The sequence below is a fragment of the Enterococcus sp. C53 genome (genome assembly GCF_040887425.1).
In the GTDB taxonomy this organism is placed as follows: Bacteria; Bacillota; Bacilli; order Lactobacillales; family Enterococcaceae; genus Enterococcus_B; species Enterococcus_B hirae.
Genome location: NZ_JBFOFT010000001.1, coordinates 460208 through 486916 on the forward strand (window position 1 = coordinate 460208; position 26709 = coordinate 486916).

General features: G+C 34.7%; 26 protein-coding genes. 22 read left to right on the forward strand and 4 right to left on the reverse strand.

What is annotated here, in order from left to right; translation table 11 throughout:
- Positions 1 to 5 precede the first annotated feature (5 nt).
- The 7 genes from AB3I42_RS02290 to AB3I42_RS02320 all read left to right on the forward strand — a co-directional run bounded on the left by AB3I42_RS02290 (position 6) and on the right by AB3I42_RS02320 (position 8228).
- On the forward strand, positions 6 to 1067 hold the full coding sequence (locus AB3I42_RS02290) for an NAD-dependent epimerase/dehydratase family protein (RefSeq protein WP_010738171.1): 1062 nt from the start codon (positions 6 to 8) through the stop codon (positions 1065 to 1067).
- The gene (locus AB3I42_RS02295) at positions 1060 to 2034 is read left to right on the forward strand and encodes a glycosyltransferase family 2 protein (RefSeq protein ID WP_010719729.1); all 975 of its coding nucleotides are present in this window, start codon (positions 1060 to 1062) and stop codon (positions 2032 to 2034) included. Before AB3I42_RS02290 ends, AB3I42_RS02295 begins: the two co-directional genes overlap by 8 nt.
- 40 nt (positions 2035 to 2074) lie before the next feature.
- The gene (locus AB3I42_RS02300) at positions 2075 to 3511 is read left to right on the forward strand and encodes an O-antigen ligase (protein WP_010738170.1); all 1437 of its coding nucleotides are present in this window, start codon (positions 2075 to 2077) and stop codon (positions 3509 to 3511) included.
- Between the two features lie 138 nt (positions 3512 to 3649).
- On the forward strand, positions 3650 to 4474 hold the full coding sequence (locus AB3I42_RS02305) for a phosphorylcholine transferase LicD (protein ID WP_010738169.1): 825 nt from the start codon (positions 3650 to 3652) through the stop codon (positions 4472 to 4474).
- An 80-nt stretch (positions 4475 to 4554) separates the two neighbouring features.
- Positions 4555 to 5526: a glycosyltransferase gene (locus AB3I42_RS02310; RefSeq protein ID WP_010738168.1), complete on the forward strand. Its 972-nt coding sequence runs from the start codon at positions 4555 to 4557 to the stop codon at positions 5524 to 5526.
- 9 nt (positions 5527 to 5535) lie between these two features.
- Entirely contained in the window at positions 5536 to 6960 is a 1425-nt protein-coding gene (locus AB3I42_RS02315) for a lipopolysaccharide biosynthesis protein (protein WP_368022236.1), read from the forward strand.
- A gap of 323 nt (positions 6961 to 7283) precedes the next feature.
- Positions 7284 to 8228, forward strand: a complete 945-nt coding sequence (locus tag AB3I42_RS02320) for an NAD-dependent epimerase/dehydratase family protein (RefSeq protein WP_010738166.1) — start codon at positions 7284 to 7286, stop codon at positions 8226 to 8228.
- A 219-nt stretch (positions 8229 to 8447) separates the two neighbouring features.
- On the opposite strand, the gene AB3I42_RS02325 is transcribed toward AB3I42_RS02320, so the two are convergent.
- Positions 8448 to 9620: a serine hydrolase gene (locus AB3I42_RS02325; protein WP_174270248.1), complete on the reverse strand. Its 1173-nt coding sequence runs from the start codon at positions 9618 to 9620 to the stop codon at positions 8448 to 8450.
- Between the two features lie 193 nt (positions 9621 to 9813).
- Here AB3I42_RS02325 and mltG point away from each other — a divergent pair, with 193 nt between their 5' ends.
- The 8 genes from mltG to AB3I42_RS02365 all read left to right on the forward strand — a co-directional run bounded on the left by mltG (position 9814) and on the right by AB3I42_RS02365 (position 16412).
- Positions 9814 to 10992, forward strand: coding sequence for an endolytic transglycosylase MltG (gene mltG, locus AB3I42_RS02330; protein WP_010738164.1), 1179 nt, complete (start codon positions 9814 to 9816; stop codon positions 10990 to 10992).
- Between the two features lie 142 nt (positions 10993 to 11134).
- Positions 11135 to 11614, forward strand: a complete 480-nt coding sequence (greA, locus tag AB3I42_RS02335) for a transcription elongation factor GreA (protein ID WP_010719721.1) — start codon at positions 11135 to 11137, stop codon at positions 11612 to 11614.
- Between the two features lie 230 nt (positions 11615 to 11844).
- On the forward strand, positions 11845 to 12576 hold the full coding sequence (liaF, locus tag AB3I42_RS02340; RefSeq protein ID WP_010719720.1) for a cell wall-active antibiotics response protein LiaF: 732 nt from the start codon (positions 11845 to 11847) through the stop codon (positions 12574 to 12576).
- Positions 12573 to 13640, forward strand: coding sequence for a two-component system sensor histidine kinase LiaS (liaS, locus tag AB3I42_RS02345; protein WP_010719719.1), 1068 nt, complete (start codon positions 12573 to 12575; stop codon positions 13638 to 13640). The genes liaF and liaS overlap by 4 nt, the downstream gene beginning before the upstream one ends.
- Before the next feature lie 6 nt (positions 13641 to 13646).
- Complete coding sequence (locus AB3I42_RS02350; RefSeq protein WP_010719718.1) at positions 13647 to 14279, forward strand: response regulator transcription factor; 633 nt, start codon at positions 13647 to 13649, stop codon at positions 14277 to 14279.
- An 85-nt stretch (positions 14280 to 14364) separates the two neighbouring features.
- Positions 14365 to 15030 (forward strand): TrkA family potassium uptake protein, encoded by a 666-nt coding sequence (locus AB3I42_RS02355; protein WP_010719717.1) that lies wholly within the window; start codon positions 14365 to 14367, stop codon positions 15028 to 15030.
- A gap of 12 nt (positions 15031 to 15042) precedes the next feature.
- Positions 15043 to 15336 carry a HesB/YadR/YfhF family protein gene (locus tag AB3I42_RS02360; protein ID WP_010719716.1) on the forward strand — a complete coding sequence of 98 codons (294 nt, stop codon included), beginning with the start codon at positions 15043 to 15045 and terminating at the stop codon, positions 15334 to 15336.
- A gap of 128 nt (positions 15337 to 15464) precedes the next feature.
- A complete protein-coding gene (locus tag AB3I42_RS02365) occupies positions 15465 to 16412 on the forward strand; it encodes a phosphoglycerate dehydrogenase (RefSeq protein WP_181914585.1) in 948 nt (315 codons plus the stop codon).
- A gap of 100 nt (positions 16413 to 16512) precedes the next feature.
- Here the strand turns inward: AB3I42_RS02365 and AB3I42_RS02370 are convergent, their stop codons facing one another.
- A complete protein-coding gene (locus AB3I42_RS02370) occupies positions 16513 to 17310 on the reverse strand; it encodes a DUF1189 domain-containing protein (protein WP_025480226.1) in 798 nt (265 codons plus the stop codon).
- A 240-nt stretch (positions 17311 to 17550) separates the two neighbouring features.
- On the opposite strand from AB3I42_RS02370, the gene AB3I42_RS02375 reads away from it, so the two are divergent.
- From AB3I42_RS02375 to AB3I42_RS02385, 3 genes are all read left to right on the forward strand, one after another.
- Positions 17551 to 18015: a GtrA family protein gene (locus tag AB3I42_RS02375; protein ID WP_010719713.1), complete on the forward strand. Its 465-nt coding sequence runs from the start codon at positions 17551 to 17553 to the stop codon at positions 18013 to 18015.
- A gap of 97 nt (positions 18016 to 18112) precedes the next feature.
- On the forward strand, positions 18113 to 18721 hold the full coding sequence (locus AB3I42_RS02380) for a superoxide dismutase (protein WP_034867853.1): 609 nt from the start codon (positions 18113 to 18115) through the stop codon (positions 18719 to 18721).
- Positions 18722 to 18844: 123 nt separating this feature from the next.
- Positions 18845 to 19045: a cold-shock protein gene (locus AB3I42_RS02385; protein WP_010719711.1), complete on the forward strand. Its 201-nt coding sequence runs from the start codon at positions 18845 to 18847 to the stop codon at positions 19043 to 19045.
- Between the two features lie 98 nt (positions 19046 to 19143).
- Here the strand turns inward: AB3I42_RS02385 and AB3I42_RS02390 are convergent, their stop codons facing one another.
- Together AB3I42_RS02390 and AB3I42_RS02395 are read right to left on the reverse strand one after the other, a co-directional pair.
- On the reverse strand, positions 19144 to 19941 hold the full coding sequence (locus AB3I42_RS02390) for a hypothetical protein (RefSeq protein WP_010738160.1): 798 nt from the start codon (positions 19939 to 19941) through the stop codon (positions 19144 to 19146).
- Between the two features lie 9 nt (positions 19942 to 19950).
- Positions 19951 to 20592 carry a helix-turn-helix domain-containing protein gene (locus AB3I42_RS02395; protein ID WP_368022237.1) on the reverse strand — a complete coding sequence of 214 codons (642 nt, stop codon included), beginning with the start codon at positions 20590 to 20592 and terminating at the stop codon, positions 19951 to 19953.
- A gap of 531 nt (positions 20593 to 21123) precedes the next feature.
- On the opposite strand from AB3I42_RS02395, the gene AB3I42_RS02400 reads away from it, so the two are divergent.
- The 4 genes from AB3I42_RS02400 to AB3I42_RS02415 all read left to right on the forward strand — a co-directional run bounded on the left by AB3I42_RS02400 (position 21124) and on the right by AB3I42_RS02415 (position 26466).
- Entirely contained in the window at positions 21124 to 22932 is a 1809-nt protein-coding gene (locus AB3I42_RS02400; protein WP_368022238.1) for an adhesive domain-containing protein, read from the forward strand.
- Between the two features lie 91 nt (positions 22933 to 23023).
- Positions 23024 to 24688, forward strand: coding sequence for a hypothetical protein (locus tag AB3I42_RS02405; protein WP_034867856.1), 1665 nt, complete (start codon positions 23024 to 23026; stop codon positions 24686 to 24688).
- A gap of 22 nt (positions 24689 to 24710) precedes the next feature.
- Positions 24711 to 24950, forward strand: coding sequence for a hypothetical protein (locus tag AB3I42_RS02410; RefSeq protein WP_034698894.1), 240 nt, complete (start codon positions 24711 to 24713; stop codon positions 24948 to 24950).
- A gap of 31 nt (positions 24951 to 24981) precedes the next feature.
- Positions 24982 to 26466, forward strand: coding sequence for a UDP-N-acetylmuramoyl-tripeptide--D-alanyl-D-alanine ligase (locus tag AB3I42_RS02415; RefSeq protein ID WP_034867859.1), 1485 nt, complete (start codon positions 24982 to 24984; stop codon positions 26464 to 26466).
- The last annotated feature ends 243 nt before the right edge of the window (positions 26467 to 26709 follow it).

Sequence of the window (26709 nt, forward strand, 5' to 3'; positions counted from 1 at the left end):
AGAGGATGTCTTTAATAAATAATCCACTATATAAAGATGATTTGCTGAAGGTAGTCGAACATACTCCTGATTTAAAAAGTTTGGATGGTCAATCTTTACTCATGATTGGTGCCTCAGGTATGATTGGTTCTTTTTTAGTCGATACGTTAATGTTAGCAAACCAGTATTTAGGGGTTAATATTAAAGTATATGCAATGGGAAGAAATCGTCAAAGATTGGAAGAACGATTCTCTCCGTATATCTCTGATCAAAATTTTGAGATCATCGAAGGAGACGTGACAGATCCGTTGCCTTTTTCTATTAAGGCTGACTATATCATCCACGGTGCAAGCAATACCCATCCAAAAGCTTATGCAACCGATCCAATTGGCACGATTATGACGAATCTTGCTGGTACAGAACAAGTATTGAAACATGCTGTAGCAACAGAACCGAAAAGAGTGCTTTTCCTTTCAACTGTAGAGATCTATGGCGAAAATCGTGGAGACGTTGAAAAGTTTTCGGAAGATTATTGTGGTTATATTGATTGCAATACTTTACGTGCCGGCTATCCGGAAGGTAAGAGAGTCAGTGAGTCCCTTTGTCAGGCATATATTGCGAAGCATCAATTAGATATTGTGATTCCAAGATTATGCCGTACATTTGGCCCAACGATGCTGTTATCTGACTCTAAGGCTTCTTCTCAATTTATCTTGAATGCAGTGCATGAAGAAGATATTGTATTAAAGAGTGAAGGAAACCAGTATTTTTCCTATATTTATGTAGGTGATGCTGTTTCAGCGATGCTTCATCTCCTTATTCACGGTCAGAATGGAGAAGCTTATAACATCTCTAATGACAGTTTTGATTTGCATCTAAAAGAGCTTGCTCAAAAACTTGCTGAAATTAGTGGGAAGCAAGTCATTTTTGAATTACCTGATGCAATTGAACAACAAGGCTTTTCTAAAGCAAATACGGCTATTTTAAATAATGAAAAAATTAAAGATACTGGCTGGTTCCCGATCTTTAGTCTAGAAGAATCACTGAAGCATACAGTACAGTTAGTTAAGGATGAAATACATGTGTGAAATTAGTATCATCGTACCTGTTTATAAAGTTGAAAAATATTTAAAAAAATGTGTAGATTCCATTCTCGCTCAGACTTTTTCCGATTTTGAACTGATTTTAGTGGATGACGGTTCACCTGATAATAGTGGACGTATTTGTGATGACTATGCAAAGAAGGATGCTCGTGTACGGGTCGTCCACAAACAAAATGGTGGATTGAGTAGTGCAAGAAACGCGGGAATCGAAGTAGCCAAAGGAAAATATTTGGGCTTTGTTGACAGTGACGACTATATCGCAGAAGATATGTATGAACTTTTATATAAAGCAATCATCAAAGAAGAGGCAGACTTATCGATCTGTGGTATTTATGATGTCTACGAGGGAAAAGATCCGATAATCAAACCCACAATCAAAAAAACAGTAACCGCTGAAGAAGCGTTATTATTAATTTTACAAGGAAATATCATCTCTGTTCATGCAGTGAACAAACTCTATAAGCGAGAACTGTTTTCAACTATCCGCTATCCAGAGGGAAAATATCATGAAGATTCTTTTATTATTGTAGATTTATTGAATCAATGCCACAAAGTAGCCATTGACTCTGAACAAAAGTACTATTATTATCATCGTCTTGGAAGTATCAATACAGAAAGTTTTTCAGAAAAACAATTTGAATTTATTGAAGCTTGGGAAAACAATGAAATAAAGCTCAAAGACCGAAGTCAAGAAATCAAAAAAGCAGCACATCAACGTGTTTGTTTTGCTAACTTTTTAGTTCTCGATAAGATTATAGTAGCAAACGTAACGGATCGTCCGGAAACAAAAGAAATCGTAAGTTATTTAAGACATAACTTTCGATTCATTATGGAGAATGAGATATTTACCAAGAGTCGTAAGTTTTCTACATTACTCTTAATGATTAGCTTACATTTATATAAGTTTCCAGTAGAATTTAGAAGGAAACATATAACTAAAACTAAAGATTAACCGTTACGGTGATTGATCTTTTATACTAATGGAGGATAAAATGTTTACTAAATTTTCAAAGCAATTCCATAGTATAGGACAAAAAATAGCATTGCCCTATATTGTTTTTTTTGAGCTTGTCTTAATCTGTCGGATGGTTAGTGTTTATTCCACACTACCACCAAAAATCGATTCCATCTTTTCGATGATTATCATGTTATTATCAGGAGTCATTTTCCTTAGCCACTTTTTACCAATGATTCTCGAAAAAAAGAAAATAAAAATTGAATATTGGTTAATTGTTTTTATAGTGATTCTAGCAATCAGTACATTGTTGAATCGAGAATATGCTTTCACGGAAAACATCAAACTGATTATTTGGCAATGTATCTTTTTCTTTTGTGTATTTGAAGTGGGAAGAGAAAATAACAAAAAACTATTTACTGTGTTTGAAACGATTCTTTTAGTTGTTTGGTCTGCACTTGTCCTATTTTCTCTTTATTTGTTTTTTGCTCGTGTAAGTTTTTCTACGCCAGTTAAATCATTGTATTATGGCATGCGAATCGGTTTTTTTGAAAATCGTCTTTATGGGATTTTTGTTGATCCAAACTATGCGACAACTATTTCATTGGTTTGTATTATTTTTGCCCTTAGAAAAGCTATTTTTAATCAAAAGCTATGGGTGAAAGTTCTTTCTATTTTTGTTATGTTTGTTCAATTTAGCTATATTTCTCTCTCAGGTTCAAGATCTGGTATGATCCAATTGGTAGTTGCGGCCTTTTTTGGTGTTTTCTTCTTTTACTTATTTTATCAGTCGAAAAAAAATCAATCGTTAGTATTGAAAGTAGTAGGAGCAACAGTCCTAGCTGCGATTAGTTCAGCCGTTGTTTTTGGTGGCGTATCATTGATGAAAACAGGTTACGTCAATGTAGCAAACCGTGTGGAAATCACAAGTCCTAAGGTCGTTGACTTTTTTGAAAAAGATTCAGAGAAAAAAATTCCTGACGAAAAATTGGTCACTACCGAAAGACCGGATGTTGTTGAAAATAAAGATATTTCTAACAGTCGTTTTGCTTTATGGAAAAGTGCAACTGAATTGATGCGACTTGAACCCATTTTCGGAACAACACCAAAAGGTTTTGTGGCAATTGCCAAAGCTAAAATCCCAGAGACTCATATTGCTAAAACGGGGCAAACACCTCACAGTGCCTTTTTCTATCTATTAGCAGCAACTGGTATCTCTGGAACAATTGTTTTTGTCCTATTTTTACTATCAAAAATGTGGCAGTCTTTGCGGATTCTATTTGCTACAAAGCAAAAAAATTATCTGGAATTTCTGATAGATAATCAAATTGTGTTGATCATCTTAGTCTCTAGTTTATTGATTACTGAAATTATACTAACTAGACGTTCTGCAACATTTATTTTCTGGTTGTATTTAGGAAAACTTCAATATGATTTCGATCAACAAAAACAATTGAACAGACTGGAAAAATAATTAAGGTAATAGGAAAAATCCTTGCAGAGAAACAAAGGATGCAAGGATATTTTCTATTATTGGTCAATTTGATGATCAAAGGCAAATAAATATTCCCGTTCGTTAGTAAAAAATTTAATTGGATATAGGAGACTTCTTATGAGAGAATTAACAATGGCAGAGGTACAAAAAAAAGCAGTTGATATTTTAGTTTATATTGATAAAATCTGTCGTGAAAACAACCTAAAATATACCATATTTTATGGAAGTCTGATTGGTGTTGAACGCCATCAAGGTTTTATCCCTTGGGATGATGATATTGATATCGTGATGCCCCGACCAGATTATGAAGAATTGCTTTTGATCTTAAAAAATGATACAAATTACAAGTTGTTGTCCTTTGAAACAAGAGAAAATTTTAGATATCCATTTGCAAAAGTGATTGACCCAAAAACTGTAGCTAAAACAAAGCAGTTTTTTAGTGGGGAAGAACCTGATTTAGGCGTTTTTGTTGATATTTTTCCTATTGACGGCATTCCAGATTCTGCTACAGAACGTCAAGCTTTAAGAGAGACAACAGAGAATTATCGTCTAAACTTAATGGACACTTTGGGATTAGCTTATGCTCGAAGCTTTGATTTTTTGAAAGCAATCGTAAAATTAGTAGTGCGTTATCCTCATCATAAAAAATTATTGAAAATCGGAGATAATGTCTATTGGCAAAAAAAATATCAAGAAGCTGCTAAAAAAATCCGATTTGGAGATACGGACACATGTGGTTATTTAGAATGGATCCATATTGATTGGGGTGTTTTTCCAACGCAATGGTTTACTGAATATGAAGACGTCGAATTTGAAGGACACAAAGTAATGGCTATCAAAAATAGAGGAGATTTTCTTACATTGCGTTACGGAGATTACATGACAATGCCACCGGAAAATGAACGCGTGACACACCATCCGTATAACTTTTACGAAAAATAGCCTCTCGAAATGGTTACAAAAAGTAAGACGAAACAACAAAGTAGCATCTTTAATACTATATCTTAGAAGGAGTGAAGTAAATGCGTGAAAAACTGCAAACAACTGTTGTAATGGCTACATATAATGGCGAAAAAAATATTATAGAACAGCTCAATTCTTTGAAAAATCAATCTCAAAAAATTGATGAAGTTATCATAAAAGATGATTGTTCAACTGATCAGACAGTCAATATTGTACGAAGATTCATTGAAGAAAATCAGTTACAGGCTACCTGGCAATTGATTGTTAATGAAGAAAACGTTGGATGGCGAAAAAACTTTTTTAAACTGCTGGATCTAGCAAGTAAAGATGTTGTGTTTACTTGTGACCAAGATGATATTTGGCATGAAAAAAAGATTGAAGAAATGAGTCGTACTTTTGCGAATCAACAAGTTCAAGTTTTAGTATCAGATTATCATGAATTAGTAGAGCCAGGTGGTTTAGCAGAAGAGTTAAAACGGGTTGATACAGAAAAAATAGAGGGACAATCAGAAGAACGAGTGGTTTTTAATGAAAACAACTTATTCCTAAGACGTCCAGGCTGTGTCTATGCTATTCGCCAAAGCTTTATTGCGAATGTGATGCTTTATGCTTCAAGAATGGAGAATGCAGTCCATGATATGTCCATGTGGGGAAGTGCTGTTTTAAGCAATGGGTTATTTCTCTTAAGAAAACCGTTGATTGAATGGCGTAAACATGGTCAAAGCTCTTTTAAAAAAGAAATTGACCAAGCAAACAAAGTAACAGCCTACCAAAAAAGACTAAATACGTTACGACGAAGATTGCAACGTGTACATGCAGCCAATAACTATTTAGCTAATTTAACTGATATAGATGATTTTGAGAAGAAACAAAAAATGCTCTTGTCAATGATTGATGAACTAGAAATGCGTATTGCTATATTGGAAAAGGAACAGTTATCAACAATTCTTGCTTCTTTCTTCCGCTATAAGCGTAAATTTTATTTTGGTACTGATATCTATCATCTTATAAAATATAAGTCAGGAAAGTGAGGTATCAGCATGAACCATAAAGCAAAAGCTGTCGCAAAAAATCTATATTATACCGTAGCAGCTAACTTTGCTACATTAGGTATTTCTGTCCTTTTAAATTTATTTGTTCCAAAATTATTAGGAGTGACTGAATATAGTTATTGGCAACTCTATGTCTTTTACTCTTCTTATGTAGGATTCTTACATTTTGGTTGGATTGATGGTATTTACTTGAAAATCGGTGGAGAAGAGTACAAAGACATTGATAAACGTTCTTTAGGATCGCAGTTTTGGTATTTAGCGATATTTGAATTTTTTGTTTCGATTTTCGTTATTTTATGGGCTTACTTCTTTATGCCTGGAGAATACCAAGCACTGATCTTGATTTTGACAGCTGTTGTTTCTGTAGTGACCATCGTTAAAACATTTATTCTCTATATTTTCCAATCAACAAATAGGATTAAAGAGTATGCCCAGTTATCAAGAAATGATCGCTATTTATATGTTGTCTTAATCGGTATATATTTTGCCACAGGTGGGCGGGAATTTTACTGGTTGATCATTATGGATATCATTTCAAAATTAGTGATTACAATTTGGGGAATGACCCGAATAAAAGATATGCTGCAAGTTAAAATGATTGGTCTAAAAGAACTAGTACCTGAAATCTTAGATAACATTAATATTGGTAGCAAATTAATGTTGAGTAGTATTGCTAGTATGTTAATTATGGGTACGATCCGTTTCTTTGTTCAACAACAATGGTCAATCCAGACTTTTGGTAAATTATCTTTTACTTTAAGTATCTCTAATATGTTTTTGACCTTTATCAATGCGGTGGGGATCGTCATGTTCCCGCTTTTAAGAAGAACAAATCGAGATCGTCTTTCCTCTTTATTTCAAACACTAAGAGGTGTATTTGTTCCTTTGACGTATGCTATTTTGATTTTTTATATTCCAGCAAAAATCGTTTTAGGCATGTGGCTACCTGAATATGAAGTTAGTTTAAGATTCATGGGGATCTTATTTCCAATCGTTATCTATGAAGGAAGAATGTCCTTATTAATCAATACCTATTTGAAGACATTGCGTAAAGAAAAAACGATTCTAATGGTAAACGTCTTGACGTTGACCTTATCCTTGCTTCTTTCTCTATTCGTCATTTTCATCATAGGGAATTTAAACTTAACTGTCGGATTAATACTTGCTAGTTTAGCATTCCGTTGTAATTTAGCTGAATTTTTCTTGTGTAGAGATATGAATATTAAAATTGGTGCTAAAATGTTTTTAGAAACCTGTCTAACTTTATTATTCATTTTTAGTAATCTTTGGTTTGATGGCACTTATATGAGTATGGTTGCCTATATTTTGATATATATCATTTATTTAGTGATTGTCCATCGTGGTTTTTTGAGCGACTTAAAAGATTTGCGATACTTAGTCAAAGATCATTAATATAAAGAAGACAGTGAGGGACTGTGACAAAAGACTTGTCACAGTCCCTTATTCTTGCAAAAGGTGATAGAGAAATACATTCTTGACCAACTTCTGCCAAGGCAATAACAAAGAAGTAGCGTTTAAATAAGAAAAATATTATCTACTATTAGAATATTTTATGCATGGTATGGTTTTCTTGTTAGACAGGAGATAACTATTGGAAAGGGAACAATTAGTCTATGATCGCTCTATTTAGGGCATATATATAAGATAGTATTCTCAGAATAAACGTGTTACACTAAACTTATCTTTTATGTAAATCAATAATTGGAGTGAAAATAGTGGAAAAAATATTGATTACCGGTGGGGCTGGTTTTATCGGTTCTACCTTAGCCAATCACTTAGGTAAAGAAAATGTAGTGATTGTTGTTGATGATTTATCAATGGGAAAAGTAGAAAATCTTGAGATGGATAGAAACATCACGTTCATCGAAGGTGATGTAGCGGATTCAGTATTGATGGAAGAAATCATCCGTGCCAATCAATTTGACTACATTTTCCATTTAGCGGCAGTTGCTAGTGTGGCAGATTCGGTTGCCCGACCAGTAGAAACACATCGAGTTAATTTTGAAAGTGTGCTGATGCTGTTAGAATTGGTCCGGAAATATCAACCAAACTTAAAACGAATCGTATTTAGTTCTTCAGCAGCAGTTTATGGGGATGAACCAACTTTACCAAAAAAAGAGGAATCCATTATTCGTCCATTAACCCCTTATGCAATCGATAAGTTTGCAGCTGAACAATATGTTTTGGATTACTGTCATTTATATGATGTTCCAGGAAGTGCAGTTCGTTTCTTCAATGTTTACGGACCAAACCAAAACCCAAATTCACCTTACAGTGGTGTGATTTCAATCTTAGTTGATCGTTATAAAAAACAATTAGCGGGAGAAAAAACGTCATTTACTTTATATGGAGACGGTAGCCAATCAAGAGACTTTGTCTATATCGATGATGTGATCCAAGCTTTACTTCTGGTAGCTAACAAAGAAGCGGCTTTAGGCCAACAATTTAATGTCGGAACGGGAAAAGCAACTACATTATTAACATTGATCCAGACGATTGATCAAATTTTAGAGACGGAATTAGCTTTAGAATATCAGCCAGAACGTTCAGGAGATATTCACGATTCATTAGCAGATATTTCTAAGATTCAGTCTATTGGTTATCTACCAAATTATGATGTATTAAGTGGTATGAAAAGCTATTTAAAAACTGAAATATAGTGAATAATAAGAGTCGACAGTTCTTATTCGTACACTTGAAAAGTGGATGGAACGAAATCTTAAGCTTTGAGAAATAGAACTATGATAGTCGGCTAAATACAGTCGCCATGCAAAAGTCAGATAACATTCTAACTTTTGCATGGCGATTTTTTTAATAAAAAAATTTTTGAACTATGACGTACTTAATTTTTGGGACGATAATCTTTTTCGTTTTCAGGATTAATTTTCTTCTAATATCTTGGACCCTTCAATTAAATTATAAATTCGATTTCGCAAGTCTAGAGCAGTTAATTTTATTTTTTTATCTGATTGGTCGTTACTTTCCATGACAACCGCATCTTTCAAATCACGTTTGAAAACAGCGACTGAATGGAAACGATTGATGTTTCCTTGTGCCAAAACATAATCATTACCACAATAGACACCACCACGATATGGGTGGCCAGTAGGACTGGGTTTCCATAATGTAAAAAGTAATTTCTGTGGGATCATTTTACCTGATAAAACTTTAGTGAAAAACGTATTTAAATCAAGCACCGACATACTGATATTTCCAGTCCCTAATTCATTATGGATCGCTGTTTGCGATTCAGTTAATGGCTTCCAGTAATCATCACTAGCAGACATCTGATAGGAAAGGGCATGATGCGGAGAGTTTTTGACTTGATCATAAAAAGCGGTCTGTTTCAAATCCAAAGGTTTGATAATCTCATTCTCTACTAATTTTTCATAAGGTTGGTGAGTTAAGTTGATTAAAATACCCGCTAAAATTGTAAAGTTTAATGGTTCATAACGATAAGTATGGTAGTCAACTAATTTTAGATGTTGAACCGCAAATTGAACGACTTCTGTATCTGATAATGGGGTAGTAGGTTTAGCTGTAGGTTTCAACCCAGATCTCATATAAAGTAGATCTTCAATGGAAATCTTTTGACTATTCGGAATTTGAGGATAAAACTTAGCCAATTTCGTATTCAAAGAAAGGTGTCCTAATTCTACTTGTTTGAGAATTAACAGAGCTGTCATCGCTTTTTGAATCGAGCCAATTTGATAGTAAAGATAAGGGCGGTTTAACTGATCATTTTCTTTGTTTGCATAACCATAGCCACGCTCAAAAATCACATGATTATTTTTCTTTACATAAATTGAGCCAATGTAATCATGTTTAATTAACAGGTGGTTGATTTTTTCTGATAATTTTTTTTCTTCAGGTGTAAGCGATAATGTCTGTTTAGCTTTTAGTGAATCGGAATCATTTCTAGCTTGTTCTTTCGTATAAATACTCCATCCTATAATCATACCGGTGGAAAGTACGCTGATACTAAGCAATACTAGAATGATAGAAAAAAAAGGAAATGCCCCTTTTTTTGCATGTTTGCCTTTTTTTATCATTGTGTCATAAGGTCCTTTCATTTTCGCTCATAGTTAAAATAACTATTGTATTCATTGATATTAATTTTAATCTGTTTTCATTTGATTTACTACTTACAATTTTGATAGAATATTTAAATAAATTAATTCACGTCAATCAAAATATCATGTATAATAGATGAAGTTACGAAGTTGATAGTAAGGAGGAGTTGTTTTGTCAGAAAACAAACAACGTCCAGAAGAGAAAAAAAACAGATCAGACCAATCTGCTGAAAAGAATGCAGTCATTAATCAGAGAAAAAATTTGCGAAAAAAAGAAGAAAAAATCGTTGGTAAAATCATTTTAGTGATCGTTTTGACGTTGCTAATCATTGGAGGCGTCCTTGGATTCACCATTTACCGCTATGTGGATAGCGGGTTGAAACCATTGGATCCTAAAAATGATCAACTTGTTCAAATTGAAATACCTAGCGGTTCATCAAATAAACAAATAGGTGAGATACTCGAACAAGATCAAGTGATTAAAAGCGGCATCGTGTTCAATTACTATACTAAATTTAAAAATATGACTGGCTTTCAAGCTGGATATTATCAAATGGCACCAAATATGACTTTGGATGAGATCGGAAAACAATTGCAAGAAGGTGGCACCTCAGAGCCAACTAAAGTAGCAGATGGCAAAGTCGTGATACCAGAAGGATACGACATTGAACAAATCGCTGCTAGAGTAGCGAAAGTCACTGGAAAAGATAAACAAGAATTTTTAGATTTGATGAAAGATGAAACGTTTTTCAATGAGCTTTATAAAAAATTCCCAGATTTATTGGACAGTGCGAGCAAAGCTCAAAATGTCAAATATCGCTTAGAAGGTTATTTGTTCCCGGCTACTTATGATTACTACAAAAAAATGTCGTTGAAAGATTTAGTCGTTCAGATGGTAAACAAGACAAATAGCGTGTTACAGCCTTATTTTACAACCATCAAACAAAAAAATATGACGGTTCAAGAAGTCCTGACGTTGGCCTCATTAGTTGAAAAAGAAGGGATAAAAGAAAACGATCGTAAAAACATCGCCCAAGTATTTTTCAACCGTATCAAGGCAGATATGCCTTTACAATCAGATATCTCTGTTTTATATGCCTTGGGAGAACACAAAGAAACGGTCTCTTATAAAGATACGGCTGTCGACTCTCCATATAATCTATATACGAACACAGGTTATGGTCCTGGACCATTTGATAACCCTAGTGAAGCAGCTATCGAAGCCGTATTAGAGCCGACTCAAAATGATTACTACTATTTTGTGGCAGATATCAAAAAAGGCGATGTTTATTTTGCAAAAACTTACGAAGAACATTTGGAATTAGTTGATAAATATGTCAATAATTCGTAGAATAGTATTTGTATCATCGACTATTTATTTAAAATAGAAAAACATTTACATTTTAGGAAAAGCGTGGTAATCTTTTTTGGATTATATTCCTCAAAAGATTACTTTTTGCGGTATTCCATAGATCAAGAAGGAGACGTTATACATGGTTGAGAAAGTTTACCCGATGACTCTAGAAGGCAAAGCCAAACTAGAAGAAGAATTAGAACAATTAAAAACAGTTAAACGCGGAGAAATCATTGAACGCATTAAAATCGCTCGTGGATTTGGTGATCTATCTGAAAACTCAGAGTATGAATCTGCTAAAGATGAACAAGCGTTTGTTGAAGGTCGAATCACAACAATCGAAAATATGATTCGTTTTGCTCAAATCATTGACAATGACGGTGTTGATGCAGATGAAGTATCAATTGGTAAGACAGTAACATTTATTGAATTACCGGATGGTGAAGAAGAAGAATACACAATCGTAGGAAGTGCAGAAGCTGATCCATTTTCTGGTAAAATTTCTAATGATTCACCAATTGCTCAAGCTTTGATTGGTAAATTAGTCAATGATGAAGTAACGATTGCTACCCCTGGTGGCGATATGTTAGTTAAAATCGTTAAAGTAGAGCAAGCATAAGAAATACTTGAACAAAAATGAAGTTGTGACATCTACAACTTTGAGCAATAAGCCGAAGAATCAGAAAATCGTTTCTCCGATTTTTGGGATTCTTCGGCTTATTTATTTTTCTAAGGAATGAGTGTCCAGAACCATTTGACTTAGGACAAACTTTACATCTCAAGTCCTATAGTATATTTCTAAAAAAATAGCTATGATAGAATGAGAATGTGCATGAAAGGAGAATAAAGATGAATAGTTCTTGGCGTTTTTTTATCGTAGTCGAGGCTTTATTATTACTATTTGCAGTTTGGCAAATTGTGAACAACGTAGAATTACTTCTTCTCGTATTGTTTGGTGCATTGAACATATATTTAGCATTAAGAAAATATCCACGATCTGGATTTCGAAATTTTCAATTGATTATAGGGAGTTTGATCGTTTTCTTTAGTTTAGTCAATAGCCCTGCACTATGGTTGATGGCAGTATTTGCGATCTTGTTTATCGGACTAAAAGGGGTTGAAATTTCTGGGATTGATCTAACAAAAAATACCTTTTGGCGAAAGAAACAGATGATCATGGTACAAACCGATCAATTAAAAACACATAATAATGAACGAAAAAAACAACAATTATTTGGAAATCAACGTATTGGTAATGATGTTTATGAATGGGATGACATCAATATTGCTTTAATTTCAGGGGATACGATCATTGATCTTGGCAATACATTGTTACCAAAGGATGATAATATCGTTATTGTGCGAAAAGGAATTGGCAGAACGAGAATTTTGGTACCTTTAGGGATTGCCATCAGTTTAGAGCATGCGACACTTGTTGGAAATGTTTTATTTGAAGAGGAACAATTTTCATTAAAAAATGAATCCATCAAAATTTATAGTAACGATTATGATGAAAACCCAAGACGGTTAAAAATCATCACGAATACATTACTTGGTGACGTTGAGGTGATACGTGTATGATGAGCAGATTATCAAAATTAATGATGGCAATCTATGCCTCAGCGGCTTCTTTTTTAATCATCTTGTTTTCGTTGTTCACTTATTTTTATGCAAGTAACCAAACGAATTGGTGGCGTGCCATTTTAAGTGCAAGACTATTGTATGTGCCGCTGATTTTTCATTTGTTTGCTATTGCCTTAGGTGTCGGATTAGTGGTTTTTTTGATAGTATCACTTATCCAAAAAGCAAAGTATGGTAAAATTGAAGAAAAATTAAGAGCATTATCTTCTGGTAATTATGAGTCTAGTCATTTGAATGAACCCATTCCCAGTGCAAATGATGATATTTATGTACAAGATATTGATAAAGAAATAACCAAAATAAAAGAAAAAATGATTGAAGTTTCTAGTGAACTACAAATTATCACTAGCAGACCCCAGTATGTGGATGGACAGACAAGAGAGGAAATCTTAGAACTAGAAAGGCATCGTTTAGCCCGGGAGCTCCATGATTCTGTCTCACAACAATTATTTGCAGCGATGATGATGATGTCTGCTTTAACAGAACAAGCCGAAAAAACAGATAGTTCAGAAATATTTCGCAAACAATTACGTATGGTTGCTGATATCATCAATGCTTCTCAATCTGAAATGCGCGCGCTCCTACTTCATCTTCGCCCAGTGAATCTGGAGGAGAAGAGTTTGAAACAAGGAATTGAGCAATTATTAAAAGAACTACAAAATAAAATTCAAATTTCATTGAAATGGGAGATCGAAGACGTAAAATTGTCCAATTCGATTGAAGATCATCTTTTTCGTATCGTGCAAGAATTATTATCGAATACCTTACGTCACGCTAAAGCAAATGAATTAGAAGTCTATTTACACAAAATCAATAATAACTTATTGTTACGAGTGATTGATGATGGTACCGGATTTAATATGAACGAAACGAAAACAGGTAGTTATGGATTAAATAATATTAGGGAACGAGTAGCAGGTATTGGTGGAACAGTTAAAATTATTAGTTTTAAAGGACAAGGCACCAGTATTGAGATCAAAGTTCCTTTGATCAAGGAGGCATAATTGAAAATGATACAAGTATTACTCGTAGATGATCATGAAATGGTTCGCTTAGGAGTTTCCTCTTATTTATCGATTCAAGAAGACATTCAAGTGATCGGTGAAGCAGAAAATGGTCGAGAAGGCTATGAAAAAGCAATGGAATTACGACCTGATGTGATTTTGATGGATCTTGTTATGGAAGAAATGGATGGGATTGAATCAACTAAAGCTATTTTAAAAGACTGGCCTGAAGCAAAGATAATTATTGTGACCAGCTTTATCGATGATGAAAAAGTTTATCCAGCCATTGAAGCTGGTGCAGCGGGATATCTATTAAAAACTTCTACCGCTCATGAAATTGCAGATGCGATCAGAGCAACTCAAAGAGGGGAACGAGTGCTAGAACCTGAAGTAACAACAAAAATGATGGAAAAAATAAGTAAGAGAAACGAGCCAATTCTTCATGAAGAATTGACAAAACGCGAAAATGAAATCCTGATGCTGATAGCAGAAGGAAAAAGCAATCAAGAGATCGCAGATGAATTATTTATTACTTTAAAAACAGTCAAAACCCATGTCTCAAATATATTAGCAAAATTAGAAGTAGAAGATCGAACGCAAGCAGCTATTTATGCTTTCAAACATGGACTAGTTAAATAAATTGTTTATTCTACAAAAGAAAGCTTACTTTCGTTTTTAGAAAGCCTTTGCTATACTTAAATAAAATAGGTAAGGGAGGAAGCAAGTGAAACAAAATTTTGCAATTGTCGGGCTTGGACGATTTGGTGGCAGTATTTGCCGAACCTTAGTTGAAGCAGGACAAGAAGTATTAGCTATTGATAGCAATGAAGATCGAGTCAATGAATATATGAATATCGCTACTCATGCAGTTGTAGCAAATGCACAAGATGAAATGACATTGCGTTCACTAGGAATCAGAAATTTTGATCATGTGATCATTGCAATCGGTGAAGATATCCAAGCAAGTATCCTCGTTACATTAATGGTCAAAGAGATGGGAGTTCCCAACATCTTAGCTAAAGCTCAAAATGAATATCATGCAAGAGTGTTAGAAAAAATCGGAGCAGATCGTGTGGTTCACCCGGAAAGAGATATGGGGATTCGTATTGCTCATAATCTTGTTTCAAAAAATATATTGGATTACTTAGAACTATCGGATCAATTTTCTCTTGCAGAAATTCGAGTTTCTAATCCCAAATTTTTTAATAAAACATTAGCGGAGCTGAATTTTAGGCAACGTTATGATCTAACAGTTGTAGCAATTCGACGCTTTGATCGTTCGGTCGTTGTTTCACCTTCAGCAGATGAATATGTCAGAGAAAATGATAATTTATTAGTAATTGGGGAAACCGAAGATGTAGATATATTAGACGATAAAATGAATCAATAAGGAGATGCAGGAATGAAATTATCAGTAACAGATAATGCACGTAAATGGTTCGAAGAGGAAGTAACCATCCCTGAAAATTATGGGATTCGTTTTTTTGGGAAAGTCTACGGCAAGACAGAAGTACATGATGGTTTTTCTATCGGAATGTCTGTCGAACAGCCTGAACGACCAATCAAAGAAGAAACCATTGACGGGATGCTGTTTTTTATTGAAGAAGCAGATGACTGGTTTTTCAAGGGGTATGATCTTGTTGTTGATTATGATGCATCTTTAAATGAGCCAACTTATCATTTCAAAGAACAATAAAACAAAGGAGCGTTTCTTTAGCTACCATTAGCTTGGAAAACTCCTTTTTTATATTTACCTCTTTTTTCATAAGACTGAGTCACGAAACACTTGATTACAATTAGTAATAGAAGGGATGCGTAACTAAGATGGCAGAAAAAATTATTTATTTAGATCGAGGATTTAGACAAGAATTTATTGATAAAATGACTGAATTAGCGCCTAATTATGTCATAAAAACTGAGCTTGAACTTACAGATTTGATGAATGTTGAAATTAGTTTAGGGTGGAATCGCCAATACGAAAGAGAGCTATTAGCATCTCCAGGGTTAAAATGGGTACATTCGATCTCGGCAGGGGTAGACACTTTACCACTAACGGCATTTTCTGAAAAAGGGATCTTACTTTCAAATGGTAGTGGTATTCATAGTGAATCAATAGCTGAACACATCATGGGAGTGATTTTAGGCTATTCTCGAGGGCTGTTCCAAGCACAAAAAGCACAAGCAAAGAAAGAATGGTTAGGAACTCATGTCCATTATCAGCCATTAGAAAAACAAAAATTATTGATCATCGGAACGGGGCAAATCGGCAAGATGGTTGCTGATAAAGCAGACAGCTTTTCTATGGTCAGTTATGGGATAAATACTACCGGGCATCCAGTAGAAGGATTCAGTCAAACGTATTCCTTAAACGAAGTGGAAAAAGTAGTAGCTGATATGGATATCATTGTAAATATTTTGCCTCTGACAGAGCAGACTAAGGGCTTCTTTAATTATGAATTATTCAAAAAATTCGCTTCCCATGCGTTATTCATCAACGTTGGACGTGGGGCTTCTTTAAAAACAGCTGATTTAGTTCAGGCATTAAATGAAGAACAACTCGCCTTTGCAGCGTTGGATGTTTTTGAAGAAGAACCATTACCTGAAAAAAGTCCATTGTGGGAAATGGATCAAGTATTGATTACGCCACATATCGCTGGCTTAACCTCAGATTTTCAAAATAAGTTAATGACAATCTTTCTAGCCAATCTTAAAAGCTATGTCACAAATCAAGAGCTTAAGATAAATGAAGTGGCATTACAAAAAGGATATTGATCCTTACTTAGAAAAATAGTTGACATTAAAAAACGACTTTCTTTGACTAGCGTTGCCGCCTAATCGAAGAAAGTCGTTTCCTATGTTTGACATTCGTGAACTACATCATTTGGCTTTTTGGCCAGCCTTTTACCGCCTGTGCAAAAATAAAAAGTCCTGCTATTGCGATAAAAGCACTTGTGTCAAAAGCCGGTAAGAAAATCATTAAGATCGTGGCTAAGACTGTTGGTAGGGTGATTGAATAGATCATCGTTTTTAAACAATCAAGAAAAGAAGCGCCAGTCAAACGTAAGCGCGCATAAATATAAGCTGCAAAATTAGCTAAAAGTAAAGTAACGATCAAATTCAAAAAGCTTGGATAAATAGAAATTAAGAAAGTCACAATCTTGATCCAAAATGGAATTGTTGCTTCACTTAAGGTTGTACGCAATTGTTTTCCTGTTAGATTTTTTAAGGCATCATTTTTATAGTCAAGTTCAAGTGAGTTATTGTTTAGAAAAGTAGTACCGGTATTAGGCAAAGCTACGACGAGTTTATTTTTTAGTAGTCCAACACTAAGAAAATTTCCGACTAAGTCAGAAGTAATATCTTTTTCAGATCGTTTGCCTTCCGGATCAAAAGTAAAGATGATAGAATTTGTTTGATAGATGAAACCTTCATGATCTGCTGCATCAATTTTCCCGTTTTTTATGGAAAAATCTGGAATCTTGGTGGCAATTTTCTGACCATCTTGTTTGATGTTTTCTAGCACTTGAAACACTTGATAGGAAATAGGCAAAGCCATGATGATGCTAAGGACCAAAAGATAAAGAACCGATTTAGCGAACGGGGTTTTTCTAGCATTTTTGAGCTCTTTAAATTGCGTGAATGAGCTGATAATTAATTGTTTTGTTGTCATAGTTACTCCTTCTATACATAATGTCATCATTAGCAATTCTAGCGAAGTCTTAGAAGAAATACAAGGGGAAATACCAATTGGCAATCTTCCTTTAAGGTTCATGTGAGAACCTGCTTTTATAAAAAATAACGATAATGTTAAAATTTACTAGTTACAAAGATGAATTTAAGGAATAAAGATGAAAACCAGCGACAAATAAGGTATGATGAATAAGAATTGATTAGTAAGGTAGGATGAACGATGAATTTTTATTATCGAGTGAGACAATTTTTAGAAGAAAAAGGTTACTGGGAAATATTTATTTACCTATTTTTTGGTGGTTTAGCAACAGTCGTGAATATCGTTACTTTTGCAATTGCATTACAGATGCTCCATCTAAGTATGCCGATAGCAAATACTATTTCTTGGATTTGTTCTGTTTTATTTGCTTTTGTAACGAACAAATTATGGGTATTTCATTCCAAGTCACCTAATTTTTTCCATTTAGTTATTGAATTTAGTAAATTTTTGTTCTATCGGATTCTTTCTTATGGTATGGATATGGGTTCCATGTTGCTGCTGATTCAGGTGATGCACACAAATGATTATGTGGCTAAGATTATTACCCAAGTCATCGTGGTAGTCGCCAATTATGTCTTTAGTAAATTGTTTATTTTTAAAGGGACAACCATTATTGAGGAAGAACTTCCTGAAAAAGAGAAGTAAAATCCACAGTAGGCATAATTTTTGAAGAATTCCTTGCTCTTTGTTACTCTTTGTAGTGTAGAAACTATGAACAAACACATTGAGGAGGAATTTTTTTATGACTTACACATTACCAGATTTACCATATGCATTCGATGCGTTAGAACCTTATATCGATGAAGAAACGATGCACTTGCATCATGACAAACACCATAATACTTATGTAACAAATTTAAATGCAGCGATTGAAAAACATCCAGAACTAGGTGAAAAAACAATCGAAGAACTACTTTCTGATATGGATGCTGTCCCTACAGATATCAAGACTGCTGTACGTAATAATGGTGGCGGACATGCAAACCATTCTTTCTTCTGGAAAATCATGGCACCAAATGCTGGTGGCGAACCAACTGGTGCAATTAAAGAAGCGATTGATGAAGCCTTTGGTGATTTTGCAACATTTAAGGAAGAATTTAAAAAAGCTGCAGCTGGCCGTTTTGGTTCAGGTTGGGCTTGGTTAGTGATGGAAAATGGTAAATTAGCGATCACTTCAACAGCCAATCAAGATTCACCATTAATGGAAGGCAAAACACCTATTTTAGGTTTAGATGTTTGGGAACATGCGTATTATTTGAAATATAAGAATGTACGACCTGATTACATTGAAGCTTTCTGGAACGTTGTGAACTGGGAAGAAGTAAACAATCGATTATCATCTGCCAAATAATCATTTTCAAGCCTAAAAAAAAGAATGAAAAATAAATTGAGCAAGTCTTGCGAGCGTTTTCTAAATTCGGTATAATATTTATGCAAGGTTTCTTGCAAGAACTTTTTTGGAGGCTATACATTTATGGAACATGGAACAGTTAAATGGTTCAACAATGAAAAAGGATTTGGGTTTATTACAGTAGACGGCGGAGACGATGTGTTCGTACATTTTTCAGCAATTCAAGGAGACGGCTTCAAGAGCTTAGAAGAAGGTCAAGAAGTTGAATTTGCAATTGTTGAAGGCGCACGTGGCCCTCAAGCTGCTGAAGTGACTAAATTATAATAACTTGTTGAAGAAAAGCCCGCTTAGCGGTCTATTCAAATAATAAAAAGAAGATGGCGTCTGCCATCTTTTTTTTATTTTATAAAAACCCAAGTTAATTATTCGTTGACTAGTTTCTTGATTTTTTGGCTTAATAAATAAATCTGCTCACTAGACATATCAGTCGGAGCGACTAAACACGGGATTGTTTCTTCATAGGTCAGGATCTTTAATGGCATATCGGTTGTTCGAATGATTAAGTCTGGCTCAAACAAAAGATCATTTGTAAAAACCACATTTAAGTAAACTCGTAATTGTTCTTGTAACATACTCATATAACTCAGTTCAATACTTAATGGCAAGTCACTTTCGTACTTTATCTTTATTTCTTTATCAAAGTATGTTGGAGAAGTAATGATCATAAATGCTTCGATCAAATGACAGGATTGTACCCAATACAGCTCTTGTTGCTGTTTTTGGAATTGGGAAGCTAATTGATTGATTTCTCGATTGAATGCTGGGTAATTTTCTTCTACAAAGACTGATAAGTCATATTTAATGGTGGAAAATCGGTGGAACAACAGCCCGCTCATCCCGTTGGCAAAGATCGTACTATTTAGTAATTTTTTCTTTACGTTGATTTGTGTAGATTTAAACCCAATTTCATAAATATAGCTATAGAAACTATTTTGAAATTGTTTGATCGCTGTGGCTTTTTTTAGATGGAATTTCATGGCTCGTTCTAAGTGATCGTCTTTTAAATAAAAAGCTGGGCGTGCTTGTAACCAAAGAAATAAAAATTGGACTTCCAAAAGATCGAGCTTGGCTTTCACGCTCATTCGTTTAAGAAAATGGGTAATCTCTTCAAAGCTATCCCAAATCTCTTCTGTAAAATCAGGAAGTTCTCTCTGATTCATCTGATTTCCTTATGCTGATCGGACGAAAGTGATAGCAATAATAAAGCACCATTCAATAATTTTCAGTTTATTTGGTTTTTGTTTTGTCAGCTGAAAAGCATACTCAATCCCTGCAAAGGTTTCATGAAAATCAACGGTTGGAAAGGGCCAAACGACCCCTTGATAGTATTGCCACAAAAATAAATAAATAAGATAACGGACTTGTGGTTCACTACCTTTGAGATACACGAAGCCTTTTGAAGTCTTTAATTGTAATTGATAGGTAGTAAGCAACTGATTGATTCGAGTAAGATGTCTTCTTAAGGAGGGAATACTAATCTTTTGCTCTGTGGCAAAGGAAACCAGATCAACTCTAGGTTGAAGACAAAGGTCTTTTAACAATTGAAAGATGGCGGAATGTTCCAAGATTTTTAGTAGTAATAGTTGATACTCACTGATCGTTCCAGAAAAAGTGAAGCCTTTTGTACTTTTTGTGATGTGATCGTCAGATAAAACCTTAAGATAGTCACATTGATGAAGCACAGAACGTTTGTCACAATGAGCTGTTTTCGATAATTCTTCTAACGTACAAGTATCTTGTGAGCGATATAAGTTGTCCAAGATCGTTAATTGGACTTGGATATTCCTTTCTAACATGACAGAGAAATTCATTTATTTTTCCCTCCTATATTTTTATACTCGAAATTTTCCGAATGACATCGAAATTTTCCGAATGACAAATTATTAAATTTTGTCATTTTTTTTTACGAAAAATGAGAAAAAAATTTATTATAATCATTTTTTATAAAAAATAGCCAAAAAAATAAGTGGAAAATACGTTATTTTAATTTGGGCTGTTAGTTTTTTTCATGAATGGACATATAGAGAAATTCCTTAATGACATTATAATTTATCCAAGCATAAAAACGAAATGTTATGCAATATTTTTACATAATTGCTACAGTTTCTTTTTATTTTTAAAATAATAAAGTTATTTTAAAAAGATTAAAACTTAATAATAGATTTTTAATTTAACGATTGCTAAAATCTTTGTAACTTAAGTTAACTGAAGTTTTTTCAGAAAGATATCTTTTTGACAAAAAGAAAGGAGGCCAGTTCCTAGCGGAAATAATTGTTGTTAGTGATTGATTAAGTGGGGGATAAAGCATAAGTAAATAATGGAAGCATCTAAGGGGGAAAAAAATGAAAAAGGATTATAAAAAAAGTATGGATCAAAAAGCTAGAGCTAAACGTCGATCCAAAAAATACTTATTAGTAGGAACGTCTATTGCTGCAGGGATGCTGTTGGGGACAGCACCTATTTCAATTGCTACACCGTTGTTTACTGTGGGTTCACAACAAGTATATGCTGACTTGATTAGTGGCCAGTTGTTCAATAATCTAACGACGTCTAATACCAGTGGAACAACAGCAAGTGCACCTTTTCCATTGGCTGGAACGACTCGTAATGTTGATTTTGTTATTTCAGCTAATAATGGGATTGATCTAAGTGTTCTAAATGGCTCGAGACGAGCAGTTTTAGCAATCCCAACTGAAATGCAAGGTTTAGTTAATCCAAATGGGACGGGTACTTTCCAAACAGATATTTTGTTACCAGGAGAAGAACTACAACCACTATTGTCGATTGTAGATGGGGCGGTAACTACCCTAGTGTCTGCTGTGGAAAACATTGTTAACCTTAACCCGTTGGCATCAGTCAATTTAGATGAAGTGTATGCTCAACTAGCATTATTAGAGAACCTTAGTACATTGACGTCAGCTGAAGTAGCATTGAATCTTCAAATGCAAGGGGACGAATATATCTATGGTGAATTAGATGGCTCATTAGAAACAATTATTCGAGAAGGGCTGACTGAAATTTTAGATGGAATCAATGATGCTGTCCAAGCAATCCAAGCGACACCGAATGCAGGAAGCGGTGCTCTTGGTACGATAGCAGCAGGTACGATCAATACAGCGTTGTCCGCAACGATTAAACCAGCGTTTAATCTTACTTTTGCTACTGCAACAGGTTTAGTTGGTGTGGGGTCATCATTGATTGGAACATTAGCTGATGCGAGCGTATTAGGTGAAACGACGGTCACGATTCCGACATTGATTCAAGATCCTAATTATAGTGATTTAGCGGCAGCCGGAGTAGATATGTCTGTTCCTTATGAAGCTGGCTTCGTTGGAAATATTGTAAAAGCAGATGTTTTATCTATCGATATCGCCTCTAGCTCTGATGGCTATTCGCCAGTTTTTTATCAAGCTGCTGAAGTAACACCACCATATAATGTTGTTGTTACAGGGAACTCAACTGATGGTTATGAAGTAACTGGGATGGCAGATCCTAATGCAACAGTTCGTATTTATGATCAAGAGAATAATTTGATTGCAGAAGGACAGGCTGATGAAAATGGAAACTTTACGATTCCAATTGCAGCCACAGATGTGTCACCTTTAGAAGACATCCAATTAATCGCGTATGATGAAAATGACAATCCAAGTTTACCAGCTGCTGCTGTGATCCCAGACGATGAAGAAGCCGACGCCGATGCTGACGCTGATGCCGATGCGGATGCCGACGCCGACGCTGATGCTGACGCTGATGCCGATGCCGATGCCGATGCGGATGCCGATGCTGACGCCGATGCAGATGCCGACGCTGATGCTGACGCCGACGCAGATGCTGATGCGGATGCTGACGCCGATGCGGATGCCGGCATGGGAAGTGCAGGAAATGGTACAGATACGGATCAGAACGGCGACCCAGGAATGGTGCCGATCAACACTTCTGGTGGATCAGGTTCAAATCCACCACAATTACCTTTGCACTATGGTGGGACAAGTCATACAAAACCATTGAATTACCATGATGGCTCAACACTAAAAATGTATCCTAAAACCTCTGATACGGTAAGTTCATCTGTTTCTTGGTTAGGTGGCTTAGTATCGTTGATTTCGGGAATGGGTATTTGGAAAATGAAAAGAAATAAAAAGAATAACTAATAATTAACGGAGAGGTTATAACTATAGAAATAGATTTAAAAATCATAATGGATGTAGTTATAACCTCTTTATTCTTGATAGGGGTGAGTCTATGCCAGTTCAAACAGATAAAAATGATTTAGCAACCATCCAAGAAGTACTTGAAAAAGTAGTCATTCATACGGAGAAAAAATTATTAATCGTATCCGTAGGAGATTTTAGTAAGCGTGGTAAGACTTATGAATTTTACGGAAACAATCTAAAAACAATTTGGAATAATTTTCTAACAGCTTATCGAACCTATCATTTTGAGACAGAAACGTATCTGAGGTTGGATGTAGTGACGAAAGAAGAGCAAGTTGATTTTCAACAAGTCAAAGAACGGTTAAACAAAATAAAAAGGAATAATTACATCGATTTTAATTTGCGAATAGATGGAATCAGAAAAAGAAGTTTTTTAAAAGAAGAATTAGTAGCAAATGCAATCATTAAACCAAGTAAAGCACATATAGTTGGAAAAAATCATCCTGAGTTACACATTGATTCCCAAAATTACCGTGGCTATGTTAAGCGTAAATATGGACGTGAAGAAAGTGATTTGAGCTACTTAGAGCGTTCAAAGTGTTATTTTTTTGAAACAGCCTCCTTCTATTTTGAAAATGGTGAAGTATTCCCTTTGAAAGATTATGGCAATGGCAATCAAGTCAGAGAAGTGACTACAGAAAATCTTGATGAGATTACGGAACTAGTGATTGAACAAGGAACGAATTATTTAACCAAACAGTTGACTCCTACTGGTAAATTCATTTATGGCTATTATCCTTGCTATGATCAGTTACTAAAAGGGTATAATTCGGTTCGCCATTTTTCATCTTTGTATGCATTAGCTGAATCGGCAGAATATTTATCCGACCAGGAATTGATGCAACGAGTCAAAGAAGGATTACTATGGGGATTGGAAAATCTTACTTCTGAAGTCAATGGTCAGCTGTTGATTAAAGATTACTTGAATAAAGAAGTAGAGTATAAGTTAGGAGCCCAGGCGACAGCAATCTTGGCTTTAGCAAAATATTCAGAAGTGACTAAAGAGACCATCTTTCATAGTTCCCTTAGTCGTTTAATCACGACTGTTTCAGAAAAATTTATCACTCCAGATGATCAGACGATCCATGTGTTGAATGCCGAATTAATGACAAAAGAGCGTTTTAGAATTATTTATTATGATGGTGAAATTCTGTTTTCCCTCTTAAGAGCACATGCGATTTTAAAACAAATTGAGATTTTTGAGATTTGTGAAGGATTGATGGAACAATTTGTCGCAAATAATTATCAAAAATACCATGACCACTGGTTAAGTTATGCAACGAATGAGATGCTTAAATATCAAGAAAAAGATACTTACTATGAATTTGGTATTAAGAATGCAATGGTCAACATCAACTTTATCGATCAACGAGATACAGCTTATCCAACCATGCTTGAGTTACTAGTAGCAGCCTCAAAAATGATCAGCAAATTAGAAAGAAGTCCTTTAAAAGATAAGCTTTTTCCGATAGAGAACGAATTTTTTGAAACGAAAGCACGAATCAATACGGTAATGAAAAAAAGAGTGTTACATGAAATCACAACAGGAGTCATGTTTCCAGAGTTTGCACAGTTTTTCAAACAACCGCAAGTGATCAAATATGGTTTTTTTGCGCGTCATGATCGTTTCCGTATGAGAATAGATGATGCAGAGCATTTTCTATCTGGTTTGATCAATTACTTATGCCTTTAAAAAGAGAAGAGGAGTGAAGATAATGGTTGGTTATATTCGATTTGCTGCTTTAGCATTGATTGGTCTTTCCTATTTAGGGTTTCGGCTGAAAAAGAAAAAAGACCATCAATCAGAAACTTTAGAAAATGATTGGAGTCAGTATCAAAAAAATGAAGAGGGGTTGTATCCTTGGGAAGAAGACCAAGATGACTCTCCACAGAGAATTGAAAAAACAGCAACAAGGTATGTGAATCAAGCAAGACCAAGACGAGGAAAATGGTAGAGAGAATCTAGAACAAAGTAGGTGTAAAAGAATGTGGAAGATCCAAGAATTATTGGCTGATATCGATGGTGCGTATTTACAAAAGTACGACCATCTTGATCAAATAATTGACAACTTTGAGTACTTTTCTGGACATTTAAACAAAAGAACCAATTATAATACCACAGCATTTGTTTGTTTGACACCAGAAAGAAGAAGTTACATCAATCGAAAGACAGTGGCTTGGCGAGATGGGAACGAGCAAATCAAAGGAAGGGAAAATGAGTTTGGTTTAATCATTACTGAGATCCCCATTGATGACCCAGCTGTTAGAACACCTCAATTTATTGTTAAAAATAGTTGGGAATTTTTACTACAAATTTCAGAGAAAATCCGAAGTAATTTTGTACAACCAATTGTAGCGATCACTGGTTCGGCAGGAAAAACATCCACACGAATGATGATTTCACATTTATTCCAAAATGAAAAAGTGTTAGAAAATCGTGGGAACCACAATGTTCGTTTTGCGATTCCTCTATATCTAAGCAAGCTAGTAAGTGAGCCAGATATGTTGAACTTAGAAGTCTCTGTCAATGCGTTGAACTCTTATGACACTGGATCAATGTCTAATTTAGTGCAACCAGAGATTGCGATTGTAACCTCAATTGGAGAAGCACACCTTAGTTCATTAAAAGATACTATCGGAGTGGCACGACATAAGGCAAAAATTTTTGAAGGACTGAAGCAAGATGGCACTGCAATCATCAATACAGATATTGGTGAGGAAGAACTAGCGATTCTAATGACAGCAGCCAAAAAAAGAACAGCAGAGATTCTCACGTACTCTTTGTATGATCAAACAAAGGATGTCTTCTTAATTGAAACGAGACAAGAAAGAGAGTATTGTGAAATTTTATTTTCTTTTTTAGGACAAGAATTTTCGATGAACTTGTCAGTTGCTTCTGCAGGTATGATTTCTAATGCTTTTGCTGCTTTATTGACAGTCTGGAAAATAAAAGGCGACATTCGATCGTATCTGCCAGCATTTACTACATTTAAGCCATTGTCTAAGATTCTCGATAAAACGAATTATGCTTCCTTGAATGGAACGAATTTCACATTTATTGACGACACCCATAATGCTTCTTTGCCTGCGATGAAAAATGCTATCGATTATTTTGATGAAGTTCGAACCTTTTATCAAGGAAAAAGTATTTTGGTACTTGGACAGATTGCTGACTTAGGAAGTACTGCACAAGTAATCCATGAATCACTGAAAGATTCGATGGAACATTGTGGAGCAGATCATATATTAGGTTATGGTGAGCATTTTAAAAAGATTTTTGAGGAAGAACAAATACAAGATCAACGATTCAAATGGTTTGCTACTTTACAAGAGTTAAGTGATTATCTAGAGGAATTACTAATCGAAGACAGTCTAATTTTAGCGAAGGGGTCTGTAACAGGGAGTGATTTTCATGATATAGATCGTTACATCCGTAAAATCGCTAATAAAAAACAGTTAAAAGCTGTATAAAATAGGTGGTATCAATTTGTAAAAAAGAGACAATATCTGCTGAATGGCATCGTTTCTTTTTTTGCAAATAAAACGACAGATCCAAGATGACCATTGTAATTAAGAAAGAGAACGAGTAAGAGGCATTTCAGTGCTTAAAAATAAAAGCGTTTTGAAATACTTAGATTCAAGCTTTTCTCTGTAATGATGCTATGGTATGATAATTAAGAATTCAAAAAATTACATATTAATTAGTTTTTTATT